This window comes from Chthonomonas sp. (assembly GCA_016788425.1).
In the GTDB taxonomy this organism is placed as follows: domain Bacteria; phylum Armatimonadota; class Fimbriimonadia; order Fimbriimonadales; family Fimbriimonadaceae; genus JAEURQ01.
In genome coordinates this window covers 280,728-300,466 of the sequence record JAEURQ010000004.1, presented here as the reverse complement: position 1 = coordinate 300,466, position 19,739 = coordinate 280,728, and the positions used below count along the sequence as shown (strand labels likewise).

Genomic DNA, 19,739 nt, shown 5'->3' with positions numbered 1-19,739 from the left:
AAACAGCCTAAAGGTCAAGACGAGCGGCCCCCTTATTTTGACTGGGCGACGCGCCACGCGTTTTCCAGAAGTTCGCGAATGAGGTGGCGGCCAGAAACTGAGCCTTTGGGCGCGAAGTCGGGTTCGCCGGTCGCCACGTACGATGCGTACCGCGCGCGGAGCAAGTCTCGCCAAATCGGAATCAAGTCTTGCTGCCCCAATGCGTCGAGGGCTTCGGGAGTCGAAGTCGGTAGCGCCCGGCCCGCGTTGAGCGCAGAAATCTGCATCGCCCACTGCAAATCGTCAATGCCGCCGGGCCCAAGTTTCAGGTCGTGCTCGCCGCGACTCCGCTCGGTTTCGATGCGCGCCTTCATCGCGCGGAGTTCGGCGATGGTTTCCGGCGTCCAGTCCAGGCGGTTGGCTTGCGCGATTGAAGTTTCGGGCAAACTGGTGCGGAAACGGCGTAGCGCGAGGCGCTCCCAGTTCTCCATCTCGGTCTCCGCGTAGTGGAGCAAAGCGTCCGGCGTCGGGGCGAGCAACCCTCGCCCGGCGTTGGGCCGCAAGCGAAGGTCGAGCTCAAACGGCTCCTTTGGCCAGCGCCGAAGGGCAGCTTCGACCTCGCGCTCGGCGTGCGACTGATCGCCGTTGGCCAGAAATAGCATGTCCAGATCGGACGCCGGGCCGAGTTCGCGCGCGGCAAACGAGCCCAGCGTCACGGCGGTGAGAGCCGAACTAGCCAGGTGCTTGGCCACCATGGCGTCGGCCAGATCGCTCAGCGACGCCCACGGCGAATCGTCGAACCCCAAAGCGAAACGAGTGAGAATAACGAGCCGTCGCAATTCGGGGTGGTGACCCGACCACGGCGGCAGGTCTTCCTCGATTTCGCCGGACAGAACTTGGTCGAGCAGAGCGGGCTGCGCCTCCACCTGAGCCGCAAGAAAAGGTGCGGTTTCCCGCAAACGAGCCAATGCGGCGGGGACCATTGATGGTTCATTGGCAGAATCGCCTTGTCCCAGTGTGCGGTTATAGATGTCGCGCACACTGTCGCGGCGCTCGGCCAGCTCGTGCTCCAGATCCGCTCCGCTGGCAAAGCCCATCAGGTGCGCCACTCGGGCGAGTTCTCGCTCATTCTCCGGAAGGTCGTGGGTTTGCAACCCTTCGCCCAACTGAATGCGGTGCTCCAACCGGCGATAAAACGTGTACGACTCGGCCAGATATGCCTTGTCGGCGGCGGAAATTTTCGTCACGGCGAGGGCGTCCAAGGTGAATCGCTGCTCGTTGCCCGAGAGCATTTGCAGAATCTGAGTGAGAAACTCGATGTCGCGGATACCGCCGACCCCTCGCTTCAGGTCGCGATCCGTGCGCAACCCTTCGATGGCCGACCGCATCGCGAGCAGTTGATCCACGAACCAATCGCCGTGCGGCCGCTCGAACACCATTCCGCGTCGCATTTCTTCGAACTCCGGCAACTCCGGGCCGCAAACTTGGCGCGCCCGAATGAGGGCCAGCTGTTCCCAAGGCTCACTGTAGTTTTCGTAATAGCGCCGCCACGCGGTCATGTTCAGGAAAATGGGGCCGCTCGTGCCGTAGGGTCGCAGCCGCAGGTCCACCCTATATAATGCGCCCCGCCCCATCGCATCACTCAGCGAGCGCCCCAGCCGCTCGCAGTATCGAATCAGCAGCTTTTCTTCGATCTCAGGCGCGTCGTCGGGGATGACGTATACCAGGTCAATGTCGCTACTGTAGTTCACTTCCGAGCCGCCGAGCTTGCCGAAGGCGAAGACTGCGACCGGATTGGGCGCTTCAACTTGGCGTTCCAGCGCAAAGTTTTCCCACACCACGGCGTGCGCCAATTGCACAATGCCGTCGGCCAAGGCGCTGAGTTCGCGCCAAATCTGGGGCTGGGGAGCGAGGTCCAGCAGGTCGCGCGCGGCCACCCGCAATCCCAGCCACTGTTTAAGATAGCGAAGCCGATCGAGCTTGTAGCTGTGGCTCGGCGCGGCCCGCATCAGGCGGTCGCCTTCGCGGAGAACTTCCGCCACGGTGAGTTCGGTCACAAGCCACTCTTCGTCGAGCAGGCTGTAAGCGAGTTCCGGGTTTTGGATGATGCTTTCGCTGAGCTGCTGACTCGCGCCGAAGATCACGGTGAGCGGCACGGATTCCTGCGCCTCCCGGTGCACCGCCTGATTCCCAGTGATGGCGAGCCACCGCTCCCAGTTGGCGGCGGCCGCCTCCGCATCCGCCGGGGTTAGGAATTCGCTCACCAGCGGAGTGTATCCTTTCGGGTCATGGCGCACCAACGCATTGCCGTTATCATGGCGGGAGGTTCCGGCGAACGCTTTTGGCCGGCCAGCCGCAAACTCCGACCCAAGCAGCTTCTCAAACTCGCCAGCCCCACGGAGTCGATGATTGAGCAAACGGTGGCGCGGATCGCCCCGATGATCAGCCTCGACAAGGTTTATGTGGCCACCGTGCCGCACCTTCAGCAAGCTTGTCGCGAGCACCTGCCGCAGTTGGCCGCTGAAAACATCCTTGCCGAGCCACACAAGCGCAACACCATGGGATGCCTCAGTTGGTTCGCGGCAAACCTCATGGCCACCGGATTCGGCATGGACACCAGCATTGTCGTGCTAAGTGGCGACCATCTGATCAGTCCGCAGGAAAAGTTTTTGCACACGGTTGAAGTTGCGTTCGGCGCGGTGGAGGCCAACGGCGGCCTGTTGAACTTTGGCATCCGCCCCTCGCGACCGGAGACGGGTTACGGTTACCTGCAAGTGGATCGCGACGCGACCGCGATGGGCACTGCCGACGTCCCGGTGCGCCCGCTCAAACGCACGGTGGAAAAGCCCGACCTCGCCACCGCCGAAGAGTACGTCGCGAGCGGCGAGTTCCTGTGGAGCAGCGGCATGTTTGTCTTCACCTTGGCGGCGTTCATGCGCGAGACCGAGACCTCATCGCCGGAGCACTTCCGCGCGATCCACGAAATGGTTCCCGCGCTCCAGGCGGGAGATACGGCCGCGGCAAGCGCCATTTTCGAAAAGCTGCCGAGCATCAGCTACGACTACGCGATCGGCGAGCGAGCCAAGAACACGTGGACCGCAGAGTCCTCGTTTGATTGGGACGACATCGGAGCTTGGGACGCGCTCGACCGGACCATGCCCCACGACGAGGCGGGCAACGTGACCCAAGGCGGGACTTTGGCCCTAGTGAATACCAAAAATTCCATCGTGGTTAACGAAACCGGCTTGGCGGTTGGTGTCCTGGGCATGGAAGACGTGGTCGTAGTGGTCACCGCCGACGCCGTGTTGGTGTGCCGCAAAGACGATGCGCAGCAGGTTCGTGGCGTGGTGGAAATTTTCAGCCAGCAGGGATTGCCGGTTACTTAGGCTTAGTTTTCCACCGAACCTGGTAATTTTACTTAGCCGATCAGGCTAAAAATTAAATTATAGTAGGTGGAACTTTCGGATGCCGTACGGTGTCCTAGGGTTAGCGAGTTCCAGCAAAAAAGGGAATTGTTAAATCAGTTTAACTTTTGGCGCGGATCATGCTAAGATTGTTATCAAGCCGATTCGTCGGCCACGACTCCGGAGGCACGAGCCCCCTGACAGCTATAAATGCGGCTTGCCGCGATATGTACAGGCTCGATCTCCGGTTAAGAGGAATCTGAAACCAATGCGAAAGGCATTTACACTCATTGAACTTCTCGTCGTTATCGCGATCATCGCGATTCTGGCGGCCATCCTGTTCCCCGTCTTCACCCAAGCTAAGGCTGCGGCGAAGAAGACCCAGGCGATCAGCAACGCCAAGCAAACGACGCTCGCTTCGATCATGTACAGCAACGATGTTGATGACATGATTCACCCGGCCCAAACTTGGGGCGGCGGCGGCCCGGCCACCGTTGGTGGTGTTTCGACCAGTCCTTGGACTTGGCTCGTTATGCCCTACATGAAGAATGCGGACATCCTGATGGACCCGCAAGCACCCGGACCCCTCGCCTGGCCGGCCGTATGGCCCGTCCTCGTTGCTAAGGCGTTCCAACCGGAAATGGGCTTCAACGTTGATGGTCTGGCTCAAGTCATCGCTTCGACGACCATCACGCACAACGTTCAAGGTATGACCAACGTTGCCAACCCGGCCGACACCGTGCTCTACACGGCTAAGAACAGCCGCTCGGAAGTCAAGGGTCTCACGACTCCCACCGGTTTCTGGTGGTTCGGTGCTGGTACGTACAACATTCAGTTGACCGTCCAACAACCGTACTGCTCGCCGGATCCCACCGTTGTCTGCGGTTACGACTGGGGTAGTGCTCAGTTCCTCGCCGACACGATTCTTGCTCGCAAGGAAGCCGCTGGTGCTTACACCGGTGCTGTTTCGATGCGCGGTACGGGTCAAATGGTTGTCTCCTGGACTGACGGACACGTCAGCTCCAAGAACTGGGGTGCTATGACCGCCGGTACCAACTTTGGTAAACTGGCCAACGGTACCTGGGTAAGTGGTGCAAACGGACTCCTGTTGCAAGACAAGACCAAGTACCTCTGGGACATCGAATAATATGAAAAAGAACCTGGTATTGATCGCACTTGCCCTCTTCGGCGTAGCCCTCGTTGGTTGCGGTGGAGGCGAAAAGAAGGATGCCGAACCCGCTCCGGTTGAGCAGGGTGCAGGCGAAGGCCCCAAGCAAGGTGGTGGCGCAGCGTCCGCTGATATGACTCCGAGTATCTCGGAAGCCGAAGCGAACAGCCACGTCGGTAGCAAGGGCACCGGCAAGTAAGCCAAACCTGGTCTGAACCTAGAATCTCGCTCGAAAGAGCGAGATTCTTTTTTGTTTCTCACAGTAAAATAAAGGCGATGTCGACGCAAACGTTTATCCCTTCGACCGAGACCGTTTTCCAGCGTGTCGGGGAGAACACCATGATCGTGAACATGGGGCCGCAGCACCCCAGCACTCACGGCGTCCTTCGCATTATCTGCGAGCTCGATGGCGAAACCATCGTGCAGTGCAAGTGCGTCATTGGCTACCTCCACACGGGCATGGAAAAGGAGGCCGAATATCAGCAGTATCACAAGTGCGTGGTCATGACCGACCGCATGGATTATCTGAACGCGAACGGCAACAATCTGGCCCACGCTCTGGCGGTGGAAAAGCTGCTCGGATGCGAAGTGCCCAAGCGCGGCCAATACCTGCGCGTGATCTTAGCCGAGCTCAGCCGCATCGCCAGTCACTGCGTGTGGCTCGGCACCAGCGGCCTGGACCTGGGCGCGATGACCCCGTTCTTCTACATCATGCAGCAACGAGAACTGATTCTCGACCTGTTCGAGATGTTCAGCGGCGTGCGCATGATGCCCTCGTGGATCGTCCCCGGAGGACTCCGCGGCGACATGCCCGAGGAATTCGAGCCGCGCCTGCGCGCCTTCCTCAAGAGCTTCCGCGAAGAACTCAAGGTCGTTGAAGACCTTCTCGTCGAAAACCCGATTTGGAAGGAGCGCACCCAAGGCGTAGGCATCCTCACCGCCGAACAGGCGTTGGCGCTCGGCTGCTCTGGCCCCATCGCTCGTGGCAGCGGCGTGGCGTGGGACCTCCGCAAGAGCAACCCCTACAGCAGCTACGAAGACTTTGACTTCGGAGTGCCGATCGGCAAGACCGGCGACGTTTACGACCGATTCTTGGTGCGCATCGCCGAGATGAAGGAGTCGGCCAAGATCATCGAGCAAGCGATTGACAACCTGCCGAGCGGGCCGTGGAACACCAACGACCGCAAGATCGCGCCGCCGCCCCGCGAAGAGCTCGACAACTCGATGGAGTCGCTCATCCACCACTTTAAGCTCTACACCGAGGGCTTCCACCCGCCGGTGGGCGAGGCTTATGCCGCCGTCGAAGGCTCGAAGGGCGAGCTCGGCTTCTATATCGTAAGCGATGGATCGAACCGACCCTACCGCTGGCACGAGCGACCCAGCTCGTTTATGAACCTGAAGACGCTTGAGGTCCTTTCGATTGGCCGCATGATCGCCGACGTCATCGCGATTATTGGCTCGGTGGACATTGTGCTCGGCGAAATCGACCGCTGACCTCGTAGAACAGCTTCGTGCAAAACTTTCGGGAGGCCTTGACCGGACTGTGGGAAAACCGGAGTCGGTCCGTGCTCAGCGCGCTGGGCGTGACCGTGGCCGCCATCGCCATTGTGATGCTGGTCAGCATCGCCATCGGCGTGCAAAAGGACATCCGCGGCCAGGTTGAAGACCTCGGCGTAAACACGATCGTCGTCATGCCCGGCAAAGTCGGTTTTGGCCAATTCAACCCCAACATCGGCGGTCAAAGCTACCTCAAGGAGCGGCACCTCCCCGCCTTGCGCAAGGTCTCGGGCGTGGTTCGCGCCTGCCCCATGACGTTTGTCGGCGGTGGCATTCGTGCTGGCAAAAAGGAAGCCGCTCCGTTCATCATTGCCACCACCAGTGACTGGTTCCTCATCCGGCCGATGTCGTTCCGATCGGGACGCGCTTTTACTGATCCGCTGACCAGCGAGCGGATCGCGGTGATCGGTAGCATCGCCAGCGACGAACTCTTCGGCGAGGGCGTGGACAGCGTGGGCAAGCAGGTGAATGTCAACGGCCAACAATTTCGCGTGGTCGGCGTGACCGTCGATAAGAAAAGCGAGCAGAGCCTCTTTAGCATGGGCGGCCTGCAAAACGTGGTTTACATTCCCTACCACGCGCAAAAGCAGCTCACCGAGAACCAGCAAACCGATCGCCTGATGGTGCAAAGCCGCAGCGACTACGACCCCAAACAGCTGGTCCCGGCGCTCAACGCGGCGATGACCAGCCAACTTAGCGACCTGCAATTCAGCATCCTCACGCAAGAGGATTTGCTGAACCTCGTGTTCAAGGTCATGAGCATCCTCACATGGCTACTGGTAGGCCTGACAAGCATCGCGCTGTTCGTCGGCGGCATCGGCATTACCGCGGTGATGATGATGAGCGTGAACGAGCGCAGCCGCGAAATCGGGATCCGCAAGACGGTCGGCGCGAAGCGCAAAGATATCTTTGTGCAGTTCATGTTCGAGAGCGTGCTGATCGCGGTTCTAGGCGGAACCGTCGGACTTCTTTTCAGCGCGATCGCGGGCTTTTTCCTGACGCAATACACGCCCATCAAGCCCGAGATTAACTGGCAAGTGATTAGCCTTTGCTTCGGAACTTGTATCTTTGTGGGGTTTGTGTCGGGCATGATCCCGGCGGTGCGGGCCTCGCGCAAAGACCCCGTCGACGCGATGCGCCAAGAATAACTGAACGATTTGCCGCGCGAAAATCACTCATGATTGCGAGGAGCGTCTCATCATGTTTAGTCTCATTTCCGCGTCACTTACTTTAATGCAAGCAACCACTCCCCAAACTTCCCTTACCGTTTACAACGGAGGCTTCGGCCTCGTGAAAGACGTCCGCGTCGTCGAGCTCGCGGCCGGTCGTCAAACGATTCCGGTGCCCAACGTTGCCGCCATGATCGAGCGCGACAGCGTCGCGGTTCGCAGCCTGTCCGCGCCGGGCTCGTTCGAGGTGATGGAGCAGAACTTCCGCTACGACCTCATCAGCCCGTTCGCGATTCTGCAAAAATCCATCGGCGAAGAGGTGACAATCACGCAGGTGCTGGCCAACGGTACGGTCGCTCGCGAGGAGGGCACGCTGCTTTCCGCGCCCGTCAATGAGGCACTCGCCGCGACCAACACGGGCGTGACCATCCGCCTCAAGAATGGGGGCGTGTTGCTGAATCCGCCTGGCACCATTGAGGTGAAGAAACTTCCGGGCGATCTGGTAAGCAAGCCGACCCTGTTTTGGGATCTCGACGCCGACAAGGCAGGCGCGAACACGGTCGAACTGAGCTATCTGACCGGCGGCCTTTCGTGGATCGCCAACTACGTGATTCTGCTGGAGGACGACGGCAACTCGGGCAGCCTCAAGGGCTGGGTAACGATGAACAACACGTCGGGGACCAGCTATGTTGACTGCCGCCTGAAGCTTTTGGCCGGCGAAGTCAACCGAAGTGCACCGGCGAAAACGCCCGCAGATGCCGGGCGCTTCCTTCGTGAATACAAGATGAAGGATCACGACATGCAAGAGGAGCAGTTTGGCGAGTACCACCTCTATACACTGCCCCGCCCCGCGACGGTGCTCAACAACGAGATGAAGCAGCTGAGCCTGCTCGAATCTCCCAAGATCAAGATCGCCAAGCAGATTGTTTTCGATCCGACTCTGAACTACGGCTCGTACCGCGCCAGCGAAGGCGAAATCGGCACCGGCTCCATCAAGCCGCTGGTCAAGTACACCATCGTCAACGCCAAGGCATCGGGACTGGGCATGCCGTTGCCCGCCGGAACAGTCAAGCTGTACCAGCGCGATAGCGAAGGCGCGACCCAGTTAGTCGGCGAGGACTCGATTGATCACACTCCGGCCGATGAACGGATCAGCCTTGATGTGGGGCGCGCGTTCGACATCGTTGCCCAGCGCAACCGCAGTTCGTACAAGCGCATTGTCAGCGGCAAAAAGACCATTGGCGCGACCGAAACCTTTGTCACCGAGCTTCGCAATCGCAAGAAGGTCGCCGAGACCGTGACTCTCATCGAGCGATTTTACGGCGACTGGAAGGTCACCGAATCCACCGAAAAGTACACCAAAGCAAACGCCAACGCGATTGTTTTCACGGTGACTTTGAAGCCGGGCGAAGTGCGCAAGCTCACCTACTCGGTAGAAACTCGTTGGGGAAGCTGACGATTGTGCCGGGAATCCAGGGCCGAGGGAACTAACCCTTGGCTTCGCCGGTTCATTTGTCATATAATTGAGGGAATCATTATGAAACTGACATCACTTTTCTTGGTCGCTGGCGCATTGATGCTGGGCGTCGTGGGTTGTAAATCGGAAGAAGCAGCCGCACCTGCCGCCGAAGGCACGACCGTGGCATCGAACTCGGGCACTCCGACGAAGGATTCGGCCGAAGCCGCGAAGGGCAGCGAAGAAGCGAAACCCGCCGCCGCGACGGAGGCTGGAAAGCCGGCTCCGCAGCCCGCTCCGACCGAAAATCCGAATCGCGGCACCGCGCCAGATGCTCCGGGCGACAATAAGAACCTGGCCAAGCCGATGGACTCGGTTCAAATGCAAAACGCGCCGAAGCCGATGGAGAACCCCCCAAAGTCCATGGATCGGTACGCGACTCCGAAGGGCGACAAGGTGATGCCGACCAAGCCGGGCGGCTCGGGTACCGAAGTCACGTCCGAACCTGTTCGCGACAAGACGCCGAAGATGGTGGCGTTGAAGAATTGGAAGGCTCCCGCCGCGACCGGCAACTTCAAGCCGTATGCCGGCACCTGGGCTCTGCAAGTCGGCCCGAAGATGCAAGAGCTCAACGCCAAACTCAAGAAGGAAGGCAAGGCAGTTCCCCGCTTTGAGTTCGTTCTGAATCCCAACGGCACGTTCAAGTTCAGCCAAGGCAAGCGAGTTTCAACGGGCGTGATTCAGGTGAAAGGCCAGGATATCATGCTGATGCCGACCGCCATCAACGGCGAAAAGCCGAAGTTTGAGCAGGACGTCAAGCCGTACGTGTTCCAAAGCAAGGGCGGCGCGATGATCTACATGCTCGGCGGACGCCCGGGTAGCAAGTTCGTTAAGGCCTAACAAGAGCCCCTCGCCAAAACAAGAGAGTCCGGTGCCACGCTGCACCGGACTCTTTTTTCTTGTGTTGAGGGGTTGTTGCGTTACATGCCTAAAGCTTCGCGCAGAACGGGGTCGCGGCGGAGCCGCTCCATGGCGCGCGAAAGGCGCTTGCGAGCGTTAACGGAACTGAGATTGGCGCGTTCGGCAATTTCGTCGAACGAGAGGCCCAGCGAAAAGCGCATGATGAGCAGCTCGCGATCCACGACGGGCAGACTGCCGAGGCAGGTGCGCAGCGCGCAATCCACTTCGTTCAGTTCTTCGTCCACGACGGCGGCTTCGGCCACGTCTTCCAGGCTATGCTCTACGCTGCGGCGACCCAACTCCTTGCGACGCCAGGCGCGCAGATGGGTGCGGGCAAAGCCGCTGGCCCATGATTGGAAGTTGGCGCGATTCTCGTCGAAGCGGCCCAAATTGAGCATCACCTCGCAGACGCAGTCCTGCGCAAGTTCATTGGCGTCGTCAAAGCCTAGGCCAATGGCAAGAAATTTCTTGACAAAGGATTCTCGGAGGACCTGTGACAGTACCCCTGCTTTTGATTCATCACCAGTGCGAGCCCGAATGGCTAGCGCCGTCGAGTCTACGAAATCCGTGACCTCGTTCATTCTTTTTTATCCCCTCGTGCAAGCCCCAACATCGGGACTAAGCAAATTAGTTTGGTTTTCGCCTCCACCATCAATTGGGCGGATCGCTTAATACCGACTAGTATTGTCCAGACAGCCGAAATCTGTGACAAACTTTTTCAACATTTCTATGTTTCCCGCATAATTACTTGGGTGGTGCCGGGTAATGTCCTGGTGAGATTTTGGGGAAAAGTGCCTAGTCGGTCACAAATTGAACTGAAAATGACAAAAAGAAAGGGAGATTTCATGGACGAATCTTGCGAGCAAGACGCTCTTTTATTTACATCTGCATTAATTGTTGAAAGCGAGAACCATATGAGTTGTGATGATGTTAGGGACTTCCTGTACCTGTACGTCTGTGACGAGCTGACCACCAGCGAATCGCGGACGGTCAGCGAGCATCTGAGCAACTGCCCCTCCTGCCGCGAAGCCCTGGCCGAAATGATTCAGCTTCACACCGTTATGGCCGCGCGCATGCCCAGTATTCCGCTAAGCTACTACTCGGTGAATAACTAAGTGCGCTGGGAAGGTACGGATAACTTCGGAAATTTGATGATCGCCGAGGGCGATTCGACGGGCGCCAACGATCTCCGACCCGATCTGGAGAGCCTCGTCCGCGAGGTGTTCGCGCGTCACTCGGGCAAGGTGGCCTTCGCCATCGATCAAGAGTATCAAGAAGTCGCCGCCCCCGACGCCGGGCAGGTCACCCACATTCTCCGCCTAAACTGGCTCACCGAAGGCGATTCCGCGCAGTTTGACGCGGTGAAACTCGCGCTGGAAGAGCTGCTCAGCGAGATGCACTTCGACGCCACCGTGCACGGCCCCTGGCCCTAAGTCGGTTCCCACGCCAAGACATTTGGTCTGGCACAGAATCTGCCGTATACTTTTCCCATGCGATCGTTGCTTTTGACCGCCGGCCTTGTTGTGGCCGCGACAAGTTCGGGAATTATTCGGCTGACCACGGTGCCCGAGAGCTCCTACGTCACCCTCGGCCAGAGCTATTTGTTCGTCGGGCGGTTTAACGGCAACAGCGGCGTCCTCATCGGCGACAACATGGTGCTGACGGCTGGCCACTTGTTCCCGGGCGGAGCGGCGACCGTGCCGTTTGTCCTGAACGGTGTGACCTACCAGGTCACCAACTGCATGCGCGATCCGCTCTACAACGGCGGCAATATCGTGAACGGCCACGACTTCACGATCGGCCGCATCACCACCCGAGTCACCACTATCGCCCCGGTGAAAATGTCCACCGGCAACGCCGCCGGACAGACGGGCGTCATCGCGGGTTACGGCATCACTGGGGTGGGCACGGGCGGCGCGACCACCGGCAACGGCGTCCGCCGAGCCGGCACGAATGTGATCGAGAACTTTGGAGACGGCCCCAACTGCTGGTGGACCGACTTTGACGATGGATCGGCGACCAACAACACCTTGCCGGGTTCACTCCAAGCGGCGACGGCGACAGAAGGGCATCTGGGCACTGGCGATTCGGGCGGTGGCCTGTTCATGGATATCGGCGGAGTGCCTCACCTGGTCGGGATCAACTCGTTCAATGGCCGTTTCGACGACAATCCGAACCCGCTGCTCTTCGGGTCGGTCTCGGGGTTCAGCAAGCTCAGCGCCGATGGCGGTTGGATTGAAAGCACGCTCAACTCGATGAATCCGGGCCGTGTCTCGGGGACCATCGTGCTCTCGAACTTGTCCATTCCGATGACCAACACGGCGGCGAACGTCACGATTCACGACGTAACCACCGACGCTCAGCTTGAAACCAGCGCCAGTCCGATCGCCATTGATGGTGGTTGGACCATCTCTACGGCGCTCCGTGGCAACTACCGGGTGCGGGTGAAGGCCGGCACGTGGCTCAGCCGCAGTCAGGTGGTGAATATCACCAACGGCTGGACGCGCAACATCGCCCAAGGGAATGCTCTGAACGGCGACTGCAACGGCGACAATATCATTGATATCGCCGACTACTCGCTCCTTGCGAGCAAGTTTGATCTCACCTCGACTTCGGCGGGATGGGACGTGCGGGCGGATTTGAATCGCGACAACATCGTTGACATCGCCGACTACACGATTCTCGCTACCAACTTCGACGCTGTCGGCCAGTAGGACTAGCGGTTCTGCGGAAGGTCCGGCGGCATTTGCCGCGGCTGCGCTGAGGCGTTACCCAGCGAAGTTGCGTCGTAATCCGGCGTGAGCGGCTGCACGCCGCGATCGTCGAGCGCGAGCGCCTGACGATTAACCTGATCCCTTAAGGTGCGCACCTCCTCGCGGAGCATTTGAAACTCCCGGGCCAGGTGAGCGGAGTTGTCCACCGTTTGGTTGCCGCGCATTATCTCCGCCATTTTGCGCTGGTGCCCGGTCAAGATCGCGACGATCGGAATCCCGAAAATCATGACGACGGCGGCAAGAGGAATGATAAATTCAGGATCGAACGGCACGACCACATTATACGGTCCAGAACCCGGAATCTGGGACTTTGGCCCGCCCAATTTTTGCGACGGTTGCGCCCGCCTCGGCGTTGGAAACAACTAGTATGGTTTCCACAACTCGCTCCCGCCACCTCCCCGTCGACGCCAAAATCGCCAAGGTCGCGAATGAGGCTCTGAGTTCGACTTTACTTGATCTTATGGAACTCGCGAACCAAACGCGGCATGCTCACTGGAACCTGCGCGATGCCAACTTTATCGCCGTTCACAAGCAACTCGACGCCACGTTGGCCGTCGCTCACGCCGCCATTGACCAGGTCGCCGAACGGATTCGGCAACTCGGTGGCACCGTGGATGCCCGCTCGAGCGTGGTCTCGAAAGAAAGCACGCTACCCAAGTTCCCGACCGGCGAACTCAGCGCGGCCGATGCCATTGCGAATCTTTGCGAATCGCTGCAGGCGACGAGCAAAACCATGCGCGCGGGGATTTCGGCGGTTGAAGACGAGCCGATTACCGCCGACCTGTTGACGGCCCATTGCCGCGCCCTTGAGGAGCAGATGTGGCTTCTCGACTCGCACTTGGGCTAACGGCGCGAGCCGTTTCCGCCCGACCGATCCACAAGTTCCGCGGCCACGTGCAGGCTCCGGCCAAGGCCGCGGAACACGGATTCCAGCACATTGTTGGCGTTGACGCCCGATTCTTGGCGCACGTGCAGCGCCATCCGACCCTCGTCGCAAAGGGCGGCGAAAAGCTCGCGCGCGCTTTGGCTGGAGATTTCGGCGATCGTCTCCCGGCCTGGATTCACATCCCACGAGAAGTGGCTCCGACCTCCGAGGTCAATCGCGACGAGCATCAAGGCATCTTCGACCACCGCGTGGGTGCTCGCCATGCGCCGGATGTCGCGCGAGTCTTCTAGGCATTCGCGAATCGCGTGGCCGAGGGCGAGCCCGACTTCCACGCAGAGTTGGTGGCAATGCATCGGCCGATCGGAGGTGACTTGCAGACCCAGATTGAACTGGCCGTAGTAGGCGAATTGGCGAAGCCAAAAATCGAGGATCGGGCTGCCGGTCGAGACGTCGCGATGGGTTCCGCCATCAAAGTCGAGCACGACGCTGGAGCGCATGCCGGGAGATTCCCGTTCAATTTCGGCGTAGCGAACGCTCGGCGCACCCTTACTCATGATGGGATTCTACATCAAAGCCAAGCGAGGCGGGCCGTGGTCTCGTTGAGGGCTGCTTCGAAGGTCGACTCCGCCTGCCTGGCTTCTTCCCATGTTACGGACGCCAACTGGACGGGAGTTCCCGGCCTTTTCTGAGCCAGAGCAAATCGGTCGCTGGGCAGCAACACGCCGAGCTTGGCGTAGCCGCCCACGGTCGGGCCGTCTGGGCCCAGCACAATCGGCTTTCCGCCCGGCGGGAGTTGCACCAGCCCCGGAATCGCCATCTCGCTTTCGCCCTGCGGGCCGCCTTGCGCGGCGTCTCCTTCCAATCGCCAGCCGCGTCGATCGGAGGTGATGCTGACCGTCCATTCGCGGCCGACCACGTCGGATTGGTCCAAGTCGTCCGGCGACGGCGTCATGCGCAACGGGGTCGAGTGGTCGAGCGTTTCGGGATGGCCGAGCGCGAGCGCGCCCAACTTGCTGGCGAGCGCAACATAAGTGACCCAGCCGTGGGTCGGCGCGGCGAGCACCAGGCTGCGCTGCACGCGATGCCGTCCGTTGCGATGCGAGCGCGATAGGCCGTCGATGGTCAACGCGCCCTCGGCTCCGGCAATCGCGACCCAAGTAGGCTCGTCAAACGCGAGCTCGACCGGCGCGCCGACAACTTCGAGCACCTTGCTTCTGGATCCGGCCAGCGCTGTGGCGATGCGGAAACTCACGGCATCGAGCGGGCCACCATCCGGCACGCCAAAGGCGCGGCGATTCGGGCGGGTTGGTTCGATCCAGGTCGTGAGCCCGAGCGCGGACACCAGGTTCATCGCGCCAGCGCCTCGCGCACCCAACGAATCGCTTGCACGCAGCCGGGCGAGTCGCCGTGGACGCAGATGGTATCGACGCGAAGCTGAGCCACCTGGGCCTTGATTTCACTTTCGGTAGTGAGGAGCGCGCCCGGCTCGCTTCGGGGGAGCAGCCGACCGTCGACGGCGTAGCCGCGCTCGGCAAAGCCCTCCGCCCAAAACTCCACGCCCGCGGCGGCGGCTATTTGCTGGTGGTAGCTTCCAGGGAACCCGACCAAGGGCAAGCCCCCCAGGATTTCCAGGAGCAGGTCGGCGGCATCGCCAGGCACCTGCGAGTCGTGATAAAACGCACCGTGCGGCTTGAGGTAACTGGCTCCACCGAGCGCGGCGAGGAACTCCACTTGCTGGCGCAAACTCTCCGCAACCCTTGCCGCGTTTAGTGAGGATAGAGGTCTGCGCCCGAAATGCTCAGGGTCAGGATAGCCGGGATGCATGCCCCACGCCAAGCCATTTGCCCGGGCCAGCGCCACGGTCTGCGCCGAAATCTCCCGCGAGCCAGCGTGCGCGCCGCCGCATACGTTGAGCATATCGGCGAACTCGGCAAGCTCAGCATCCCAGGGCTGCCCTTCCCCGCAATCCACGTTAATCCGCAAGCCGTTGACCCTCCTTCGCCGCGAATTCGGCTTCGCTGATGCGGACAAATCGCACAGTGTCTCCGGCTCGAATCGGAAAGAAATCGGAGCCAGCCTCGCAAATCGTGAGCGGCGTGCGGCCGAGCACGGTCCAACCGCCGGGGAGTTCTGCGGGATAGATTCCGGCCATGTCCATGGCGATCGCCACCGACCCGCGTGGGAGTCGCGGCCGGGGCTCCGGTCGACGCGGTATGCCGCAAAGCTCCGGCGCTAGCCCCGAGAGATACGGGAACCCGGGCTGAAATCCGAGCGCCACCACCGTGAGATCCACCGCGAACAGTGACGCTGCATGCTCGTGCGGATCGAGCCCCAGTTCCAAGCAGACCGGAATCTCGTGACGCCGCCCGGCGCCGGCCAGGGGTTCCACGCCGGAGAACAAAGTCAAGGGAGATTCGGCGGTCCCTCGCACGCCGATGGACGAAAACGCGGGTGTGAATTCCAGATCGGGAAACTTTTCCTGCATGGCCAACGCCAGAAACGCGGAACTTTGTGAACCTAAGCCATCCACAATCCAGCTATCCAAGCCCATTTGGCGCGCGCGCATACGGCGTTCAGATTACCGGAGCCCCTTGCAAACGGTCGGCTTTTGTGGAATACTTCCAACTCACGCGGGGGTGTAGCTCAGTGGTTAGAGCGCCGGCCTGTCACGCCGGAGGCCGCGGGTTCAAGTCCCGTCATCCTCGCCATAGTGTGCCGCGGTAGCTCAGTTGGTAGAGCAAAGCACTGAAAATGCTTGGGTCGCCGGTTCGAGTCCGGCTTGCGGCACCACTTCTCTCTTTCTCCGTTCCGGAGACATGGGTGGCACCCTAGGCAGTTATCTGCTCCGGAGTCATTGCGCGGGGCCGGGTGACTAGTCCGCATGTCCAGTAACTTTGCTGGGGGCTCGACGCGCGAATTTCAATATACTTGGTTTCAACATGAAAGAAGTCTTCGCTTTCTTCATACTCGCAGCCGCGGTCGGAGCGCAGGCGAACCTGCTGACCAACGGTGACTTTGAGCTCGGCAACACCGGCTTCTCCTCGGACTACGTGCACAGCCCGCTGGATTACACGCCCGAGGGCATTTATGCGGTGGATACGAACCCGAACAACCACCACAGCCTGTGGCTGAGCTACGGCGACCATACGTCGGGCGCCGGGAAAATGCTCATCATCAACGGCAGAACCAGCATCGGCACTTCGCCTTGGTATCAAACCGTAAGCCTAGTGGGTGGCACGAGCTACAGCTTCTCGGCATGGGTGCGAAGCCCTTACTCTCCCGAGAGCCTTCAACTCGGCCTCAACGGCTCGGTCCTCTCCGGCTCGACGGTCTCCGTCTCCACCACCGCCTGGTCGCAATGGACCTACACGATCGTCGCGCCGTCTACCGGGTCGCACGTTATCCAACTACTCCCGCCATCCACGGCGTCGGCCGGTAACGACTACACCGTTGACGACATCAGCCTGCGAGTCGTCCCCGAACCGGCGTCAATCGCCTCGCTCGCGGCAGGCGTCGCCTTGCTCGCGCTGAGGCGCAAGAAGTAGCGCCCGATCTGGACAAAAATGAGAATTGGCGCGGAGTAAGGGACTCGAACCCCCAACCTACAGTTCCGAAGACTGTTGCTCTATCCATTGAGCTAACTCCGCCTGCCAGACCGGCAGTTTACCGCAAAAGCGCGGCTACACCGACTGCAATAAACTCGCCTTCATCGCCTCCGAGCCGGGCGCGTCGTTCTGCCACACAACTAGCGGAAGCTCGTGCGCCACGCTCACCAGGTCGTGGTGTGGAATCACGCGCAGGCAATAGCCCATCTGGCCGACAAAATCGCAACTCGCTCTAAGCCGGTAGTTGCCGTCGCCTTGCGGTTCCATATCATGAACCTGCACGTCGGTCAGTTCGCGACTAGCGGTAGCTTTACCCACTAAAACTTGTACTCGCACGTCTTCGGCGCTGAGGCCGCCCAGTTGCACGCGAGCGGAGATTTCAAACTCGGTGCCCACCAAGTTGCTTGCCGCCGTCGTATCCGAGACGTCCTCGATGTGCACGTTCGGCCAGGCTTGCCGCACCTTGCCACGCCATTCGATGGCCTTTCCGGCCTCGGCGCAGTGATCGGCGCGAAGCTTCAGGTGCCGCTCGGAGCACGGCACGTAGTAGCGGGACGCGTATTCGCGGACCATACGGGCGGTGCTGTAGACCGGCGCGTGCTGAGCCATGCTGGCCTTCACCATTTCCACCCACTGGGTCGGGATTCCGCTTTCGCCGCGGCTGTAAAACTTCGGCACGATCTCCTGTTCGAGCAGTTGATACAAGGAGCGGGAATCCAGCCAATCTTGGTGCGCCGGATCGGCATGTTCGGTGCCGTCGCCGATGGCCCAGCCCACCTCGTTGTTGTACGCCTCGGCCCACCAACCGTCCAGCACGCTCGCATTGAGGCCGCCGTTCGGGACGACCTTCATGCCGCTGGTGCCGCTGGCTTCCATCGGTCGGCGCGGATTGTTCAGCCACACGTCCACGCCGCGCACCATGTGCCGCGCAATTTCCATGTCGTAATCCTCCAAGAACACCATTCGGCCGCGAGCGCCGCCTTGCTGAATGAAGTTATTGATCTCCTGAATAATGTTTTTGCCGCCATCGTCGCGCGGGTGGCTCTTCCCGGCGAACACGAACTGCACCGGCCGCTCGGAATTGTGAAGGATGCTGAGCAGGCGCTCGCGATCCGTCATCAGCAGGTGCGCGCGCTTGTAGGTCGCAAACCGCCGAGCAAAGCCGATTGTCAGCACCCGCGGATCGAGCACGGTGCTGGCTGAAGAAATCTCGCTGCGACTGGCGTTCTTGGCTTGGAGCGCCTTGACAATCTGCTTGCGTAAGAACCGGATGAAGTCGCCGCGCAGATTCTCGCGCAGTTCCCAGAGTTCCTGGTCGGGAATCTCTTCAACGCGTTGCCAGAGTTTGTAGTCCGAATCGCTGTCGCGCCAGGCCCGGCTAAAGTGGCGATCGAACAGGGCCACCATTTGCGGTGCCATCCATGTGGCGGTGTGAATCCCGTTGGTCACCGAATCCACGGGCACCTCTTGGATCGGATATTGCGGCCAGCGCTCGCCAAACATGCCGCGGCTCACCTCAGCGTGCAGCTTCGAGACGCCGTTGACGGCGTTGGAATTCTCCATGGCCAGCACGGCCATGTTCAAGTCCTCGGCTGAGTTGTCCGGCTGGAACCGCCCCATGCGAACGAACTCTTCCATGGGCATTTTTAGCTTGCCCTCGATTTCTTTCTTAAGATAGGTGTTCAGCAGTTCCGGACGGAACACGTCGAATCCGGCGGGCACCGGCGTGTGCGTTGTAAAAATGTTGCCGGCGACCATGGCTTGGCGGGCGGTCTTGGTGTCCACGCCTTCTTCGCCCATGATCTGGTTGAGCCGCTCGATGGTGAGGAAGCCGGCGTGGCCCTCGTTGAGGTGGCATGTGCTTGGGCGGATTCCGAGTCGCTTGAGCGCACGCATTCCGCCGATGCCGAGAATCATTTCTTGGCGCAGGCGCATTTGCTCGTCGCCGCCATAGAGGGCATCGGTGATCTGCTTGTCGTCTTGCGCGTTGCTCAGCACGTTGCTATCCAGCAGGTATAGCGAAATGCGGCCAACCATGGCCCGCCAGATATGGCAGGTCACCACGCGATCCGGGAATTCGACTTCGATGCTGAGCGGGACATCGTTTTCGTCGCGCATCAGTTGGAGCGGCATCTGGAAGAAGTCGTAGTTCGGATATTTTTCGACCTGCCAGTTGTCGGGCGAAAGGCTTTGCCGGAAGTAACCGCGGCTGTAGAGCAGCCCAACCGCCACCAGCGGAACGCCAAGGTCGCTGGCCGCTTTGAGGTGGTCGCCGGCGAGAACGCCGAGACCGCCGCTATAGATGGGGAGCGATTCCGAGATTCCGAATTCGAAGCAGAAGTAGGCGACCTTGGTGCGGTTGTCGTCGGCCGGATACTGCGATTTGAACCACGTTTGGTCGGCGGCCAGGTAGCGATGAAGCTCTTCGACGCAGGTTTTGAGGCGCGCCAAGTAAACCGAGTCACCGGCAAGTTGGTCCTTGCGCTCGGTGGTGAGGCGCGAGATGAGCTGCGCCGGGTTGTGCTCGACCTCGGCCCACAGCTTGGGGTCGGTCTCCTCAAACAGCGCCTGCGTTTCGGGGTGCCAGGTCCAGCGGAAATTCAGCGCGAGTTCCCGCAGCCCACTAAGGGCGTCGGGCAGGGAGCTCACCACTTCAAAGGAACGCGCAAATTTCAACTGAAACATACACGCAATATTATCAGCTATCCGGGCCCGAGTTTATAGTCTGGGAAGCTGTCTCCTGTTACTTTTACCGGTTTCAGAAAAAGTTCGAGGTGTTGG

The 19,739-nt window shown here is 60.3% G+C and carries 20 protein-coding genes and 3 tRNA genes; 14 read left to right on the top strand and 9 right to left on the bottom strand.

The genetic code is table 11. From position 1 onward, the window contains the following. Nucleotides 1-32: 32 nt before the first annotated feature. Complete coding sequence (locus JNJ45_11315; protein MBL8049256.1) at nucleotides 33-2,243, bottom strand: hypothetical protein; 2,211 nt, start codon at nucleotides 2,241-2,243, stop codon at nucleotides 33-35. Nucleotides 2,244-2,267: 24 nt separating this feature from the next. Between JNJ45_11315 and JNJ45_11310 the strand changes: the two genes are divergently transcribed. From JNJ45_11310 to JNJ45_11280, 7 genes are all read left to right on the top strand, one after another. Next, entirely contained in the window at nucleotides 2,268-3,365 is a 1,098-nt protein-coding gene (locus JNJ45_11310) for a mannose-1-phosphate guanylyltransferase (protein ID MBL8049255.1), read from the top strand. A gap of 286 nt (nucleotides 3,366-3,651) precedes the next feature. After that, nucleotides 3,652-4,530: a prepilin-type N-terminal cleavage/methylation domain-containing protein gene (locus JNJ45_11305; protein MBL8049254.1), complete on the top strand. Its 879-nt coding sequence runs from the start codon at nucleotides 3,652-3,654 to the stop codon at nucleotides 4,528-4,530. A gap of 1 nt (nucleotide 4,531) precedes the next feature. Next, a complete protein-coding gene (locus tag JNJ45_11300) occupies nucleotides 4,532-4,750 on the top strand; it encodes a hypothetical protein (GenBank protein ID MBL8049253.1) in 219 nt (72 codons plus the stop codon). A gap of 77 nt (nucleotides 4,751-4,827) precedes the next feature. Beyond that, the gene (gene nuoD / locus JNJ45_11295; protein ID MBL8049252.1) at nucleotides 4,828-6,045 is read left to right on the top strand and encodes an NADH dehydrogenase (quinone) subunit D; all 1,218 of its coding nucleotides are present in this window, start codon (nucleotides 4,828-4,830) and stop codon (nucleotides 6,043-6,045) included. A gap of 17 nt (nucleotides 6,046-6,062) precedes the next feature. Beyond that, on the top strand, nucleotides 6,063-7,256 hold the full coding sequence (locus JNJ45_11290) for an ABC transporter permease (GenBank protein ID MBL8049251.1): 1,194 nt from the start codon (nucleotides 6,063-6,065) through the stop codon (nucleotides 7,254-7,256). A gap of 85 nt (nucleotides 7,257-7,341) precedes the next feature. After that, nucleotides 7,342-8,733 carry a DUF4139 domain-containing protein gene (locus JNJ45_11285; GenBank protein ID MBL8049250.1) on the top strand — a complete coding sequence of 464 codons (1,392 nt, stop codon included), beginning with the start codon at nucleotides 7,342-7,344 and terminating at the stop codon, nucleotides 8,731-8,733. 81 nt (nucleotides 8,734-8,814) lie between these two features. After that, on the top strand, nucleotides 8,815-9,633 hold the full coding sequence (locus JNJ45_11280; GenBank protein ID MBL8049249.1) for a hypothetical protein: 819 nt from the start codon (nucleotides 8,815-8,817) through the stop codon (nucleotides 9,631-9,633). An 80-nt stretch (nucleotides 9,634-9,713) separates the two neighbouring features. On the opposite strand, the gene JNJ45_11275 is transcribed toward JNJ45_11280, so the two are convergent. After that, entirely contained in the window at nucleotides 9,714-10,274 is a 561-nt protein-coding gene (locus JNJ45_11275; protein ID MBL8049248.1) for a sigma-70 family RNA polymerase sigma factor, read from the bottom strand. Between the two features lie 333 nt (nucleotides 10,275-10,607). Here JNJ45_11275 and JNJ45_11270 point away from each other — a divergent pair, with 333 nt between their 5' ends. The 3 genes from JNJ45_11270 to JNJ45_11260 are packed head-to-tail and all read left to right on the top strand — an operon-like array spanning nucleotide 10,608 to nucleotide 12,407. Next, nucleotides 10,608-10,808: a zf-HC2 domain-containing protein gene (locus tag JNJ45_11270; protein MBL8049247.1), complete on the top strand. Its 201-nt coding sequence runs from the start codon at nucleotides 10,608-10,610 to the stop codon at nucleotides 10,806-10,808. Between the two features lie 33 nt (nucleotides 10,809-10,841). After that, nucleotides 10,842-11,126, top strand: coding sequence for a hypothetical protein (locus JNJ45_11265; protein MBL8049246.1), 285 nt, complete (start codon nucleotides 10,842-10,844; stop codon nucleotides 11,124-11,126). Nucleotides 11,127-11,183: 57 nt separating this feature from the next. Then, nucleotides 11,184-12,407 (top strand): trypsin-like serine protease, encoded by a 1,224-nt coding sequence (locus JNJ45_11260; protein ID MBL8049245.1) that lies wholly within the window; start codon nucleotides 11,184-11,186, stop codon nucleotides 12,405-12,407. A gap of 2 nt (nucleotides 12,408-12,409) precedes the next feature. On the opposite strand, the gene JNJ45_11255 is transcribed toward JNJ45_11260, so the two are convergent. Next, a complete protein-coding gene (locus JNJ45_11255; GenBank protein MBL8049244.1) occupies nucleotides 12,410-12,739 on the bottom strand; it encodes a hypothetical protein in 330 nt (109 codons plus the stop codon). Nucleotides 12,740-12,834: 95 nt separating this feature from the next. Here JNJ45_11255 and JNJ45_11250 point away from each other — a divergent pair, with 95 nt between their 5' ends. Next, nucleotides 12,835-13,314 (top strand): DNA starvation/stationary phase protection protein, encoded by a 480-nt coding sequence (locus JNJ45_11250; protein MBL8049243.1) that lies wholly within the window; start codon nucleotides 12,835-12,837, stop codon nucleotides 13,312-13,314. On the opposite strand, the gene JNJ45_11245 is transcribed toward JNJ45_11250, so the two are convergent. From JNJ45_11245 to JNJ45_11230, 4 genes are read right to left on the bottom strand one after another with little or no spacing between them, the layout of a single operon-like run. Further along, nucleotides 13,311-13,907, bottom strand: a complete 597-nt coding sequence (locus JNJ45_11245; GenBank protein ID MBL8049242.1) for a hypothetical protein — start codon at nucleotides 13,905-13,907, stop codon at nucleotides 13,311-13,313. The genes JNJ45_11250 and JNJ45_11245 overlap by 4 nt on opposite strands. Before the next feature lie 14 nt (nucleotides 13,908-13,921). Next, nucleotides 13,922-14,704, bottom strand: coding sequence for a hypothetical protein (locus tag JNJ45_11240; GenBank protein ID MBL8049241.1), 783 nt, complete (start codon nucleotides 14,702-14,704; stop codon nucleotides 13,922-13,924). Continuing rightward, nucleotides 14,701-15,384, bottom strand: a complete 684-nt coding sequence (locus tag JNJ45_11235; GenBank protein MBL8049240.1) for a LamB/YcsF family protein — start codon at nucleotides 15,382-15,384, stop codon at nucleotides 14,701-14,703. Before JNJ45_11235 ends, JNJ45_11240 begins: the two co-directional genes overlap by 4 nt. Then, nucleotides 15,326-15,919: a carboxyltransferase domain-containing protein gene (locus JNJ45_11230; GenBank protein MBL8049239.1), complete on the bottom strand. Its 594-nt coding sequence runs from the start codon at nucleotides 15,917-15,919 to the stop codon at nucleotides 15,326-15,328. The genes JNJ45_11235 and JNJ45_11230 overlap by 59 nt, the downstream gene beginning before the upstream one ends. A gap of 66 nt (nucleotides 15,920-15,985) precedes the next feature. On the opposite strand from JNJ45_11230, the gene JNJ45_11225 reads away from it, so the two are divergent. The 3 genes from JNJ45_11225 to JNJ45_11215 all read left to right on the top strand — a co-directional run bounded on the left by JNJ45_11225 (nucleotide 15,986) and on the right by JNJ45_11215 (nucleotide 16,898). Then, a tRNA-Asp gene (locus JNJ45_11225) sits at nucleotides 15,986-16,061 on the top strand. Between the two features lie 6 nt (nucleotides 16,062-16,067). Continuing rightward, nucleotides 16,068-16,143: transfer RNA gene (locus JNJ45_11220), tRNA-Phe, on the top strand. 149 nt (nucleotides 16,144-16,292) lie between these two features. Beyond that, nucleotides 16,293-16,898, top strand: coding sequence for a PEP-CTERM sorting domain-containing protein (locus tag JNJ45_11215; protein MBL8049238.1), 606 nt, complete (start codon nucleotides 16,293-16,295; stop codon nucleotides 16,896-16,898). 26 nt (nucleotides 16,899-16,924) lie between these two features. Here the strand turns inward: JNJ45_11215 and JNJ45_11210 are convergent. Next, nucleotides 16,925-17,000, bottom strand: a tRNA-Arg gene (locus JNJ45_11210). A gap of 33 nt (nucleotides 17,001-17,033) precedes the next feature. After that, nucleotides 17,034-19,643 carry an alpha-glucan family phosphorylase gene (gene glgP, locus JNJ45_11205; GenBank protein MBL8049237.1) on the bottom strand — a complete coding sequence of 870 codons (2,610 nt, stop codon included), beginning with the start codon at nucleotides 19,641-19,643 and terminating at the stop codon, nucleotides 17,034-17,036. Nucleotides 19,644-19,739: the final 96 nt, after the last annotated feature.

Bases quoted from the DNA above. Each gene is read 5' to 3' on its own strand.
- JNJ45_11310 (MBL8049255.1), top strand. From the start codon at position 2,268: ATGGCGCACCAACGCATTGCCGTTATCATGGCGGGAGGTTCCGGCGAA.
- JNJ45_11305 (MBL8049254.1), top strand. From the start codon at position 3,652: ATGCGAAAGGCATTTACACTCATTGAACTTCTCGTCGTTATCGCGATC.
- JNJ45_11300 (MBL8049253.1), top strand. From the start codon at position 4,532: ATGAAAAAGAACCTGGTATTGATCGCACTTGCCCTCTTCGGCGTAGCC.
- nuoD (MBL8049252.1), top strand. From the start codon at position 4,828: ATGTCGACGCAAACGTTTATCCCTTCGACCGAGACCGTTTTCCAGCGT.
- JNJ45_11285 (MBL8049250.1), top strand. From the start codon at position 7,342: ATGCAAGCAACCACTCCCCAAACTTCCCTTACCGTTTACAACGGAGGC.
- JNJ45_11280 (MBL8049249.1), top strand. From the start codon at position 8,815: ATGAAACTGACATCACTTTTCTTGGTCGCTGGCGCATTGATGCTGGGC.
- JNJ45_11275 (MBL8049248.1), bottom strand. From the start codon at position 10,274: ATGAACGAGGTCACGGATTTCGTAGACTCGACGGCGCTAGCCATTCGG.
- JNJ45_11270 (MBL8049247.1), top strand. From the start codon at position 10,608: ATGAGTTGTGATGATGTTAGGGACTTCCTGTACCTGTACGTCTGTGAC.
- JNJ45_11260 (MBL8049245.1), top strand. From the start codon at position 11,184: ATGCGATCGTTGCTTTTGACCGCCGGCCTTGTTGTGGCCGCGACAAGT.
- JNJ45_11250 (MBL8049243.1), top strand. From the start codon at position 12,835: ATGGTTTCCACAACTCGCTCCCGCCACCTCCCCGTCGACGCCAAAATC.
- JNJ45_11245 (MBL8049242.1), bottom strand. From the start codon at position 13,907: ATGAGTAAGGGTGCGCCGAGCGTTCGCTACGCCGAAATTGAACGGGAA.
- JNJ45_11240 (MBL8049241.1), bottom strand. From the start codon at position 14,704: ATGAACCTGGTGTCCGCGCTCGGGCTCACGACCTGGATCGAACCAACC.
- JNJ45_11230 (MBL8049239.1), bottom strand. From the start codon at position 15,919: ATGCGCGCGCGCCAAATGGGCTTGGATAGCTGGATTGTGGATGGCTTA.
- JNJ45_11215 (MBL8049238.1), top strand. From the start codon at position 16,293: ATGAAAGAAGTCTTCGCTTTCTTCATACTCGCAGCCGCGGTCGGAGCG.
- glgP (MBL8049237.1), bottom strand. From the start codon at position 19,643: ATGTTTCAGTTGAAATTTGCGCGTTCCTTTGAAGTGGTGAGCTCCCTG.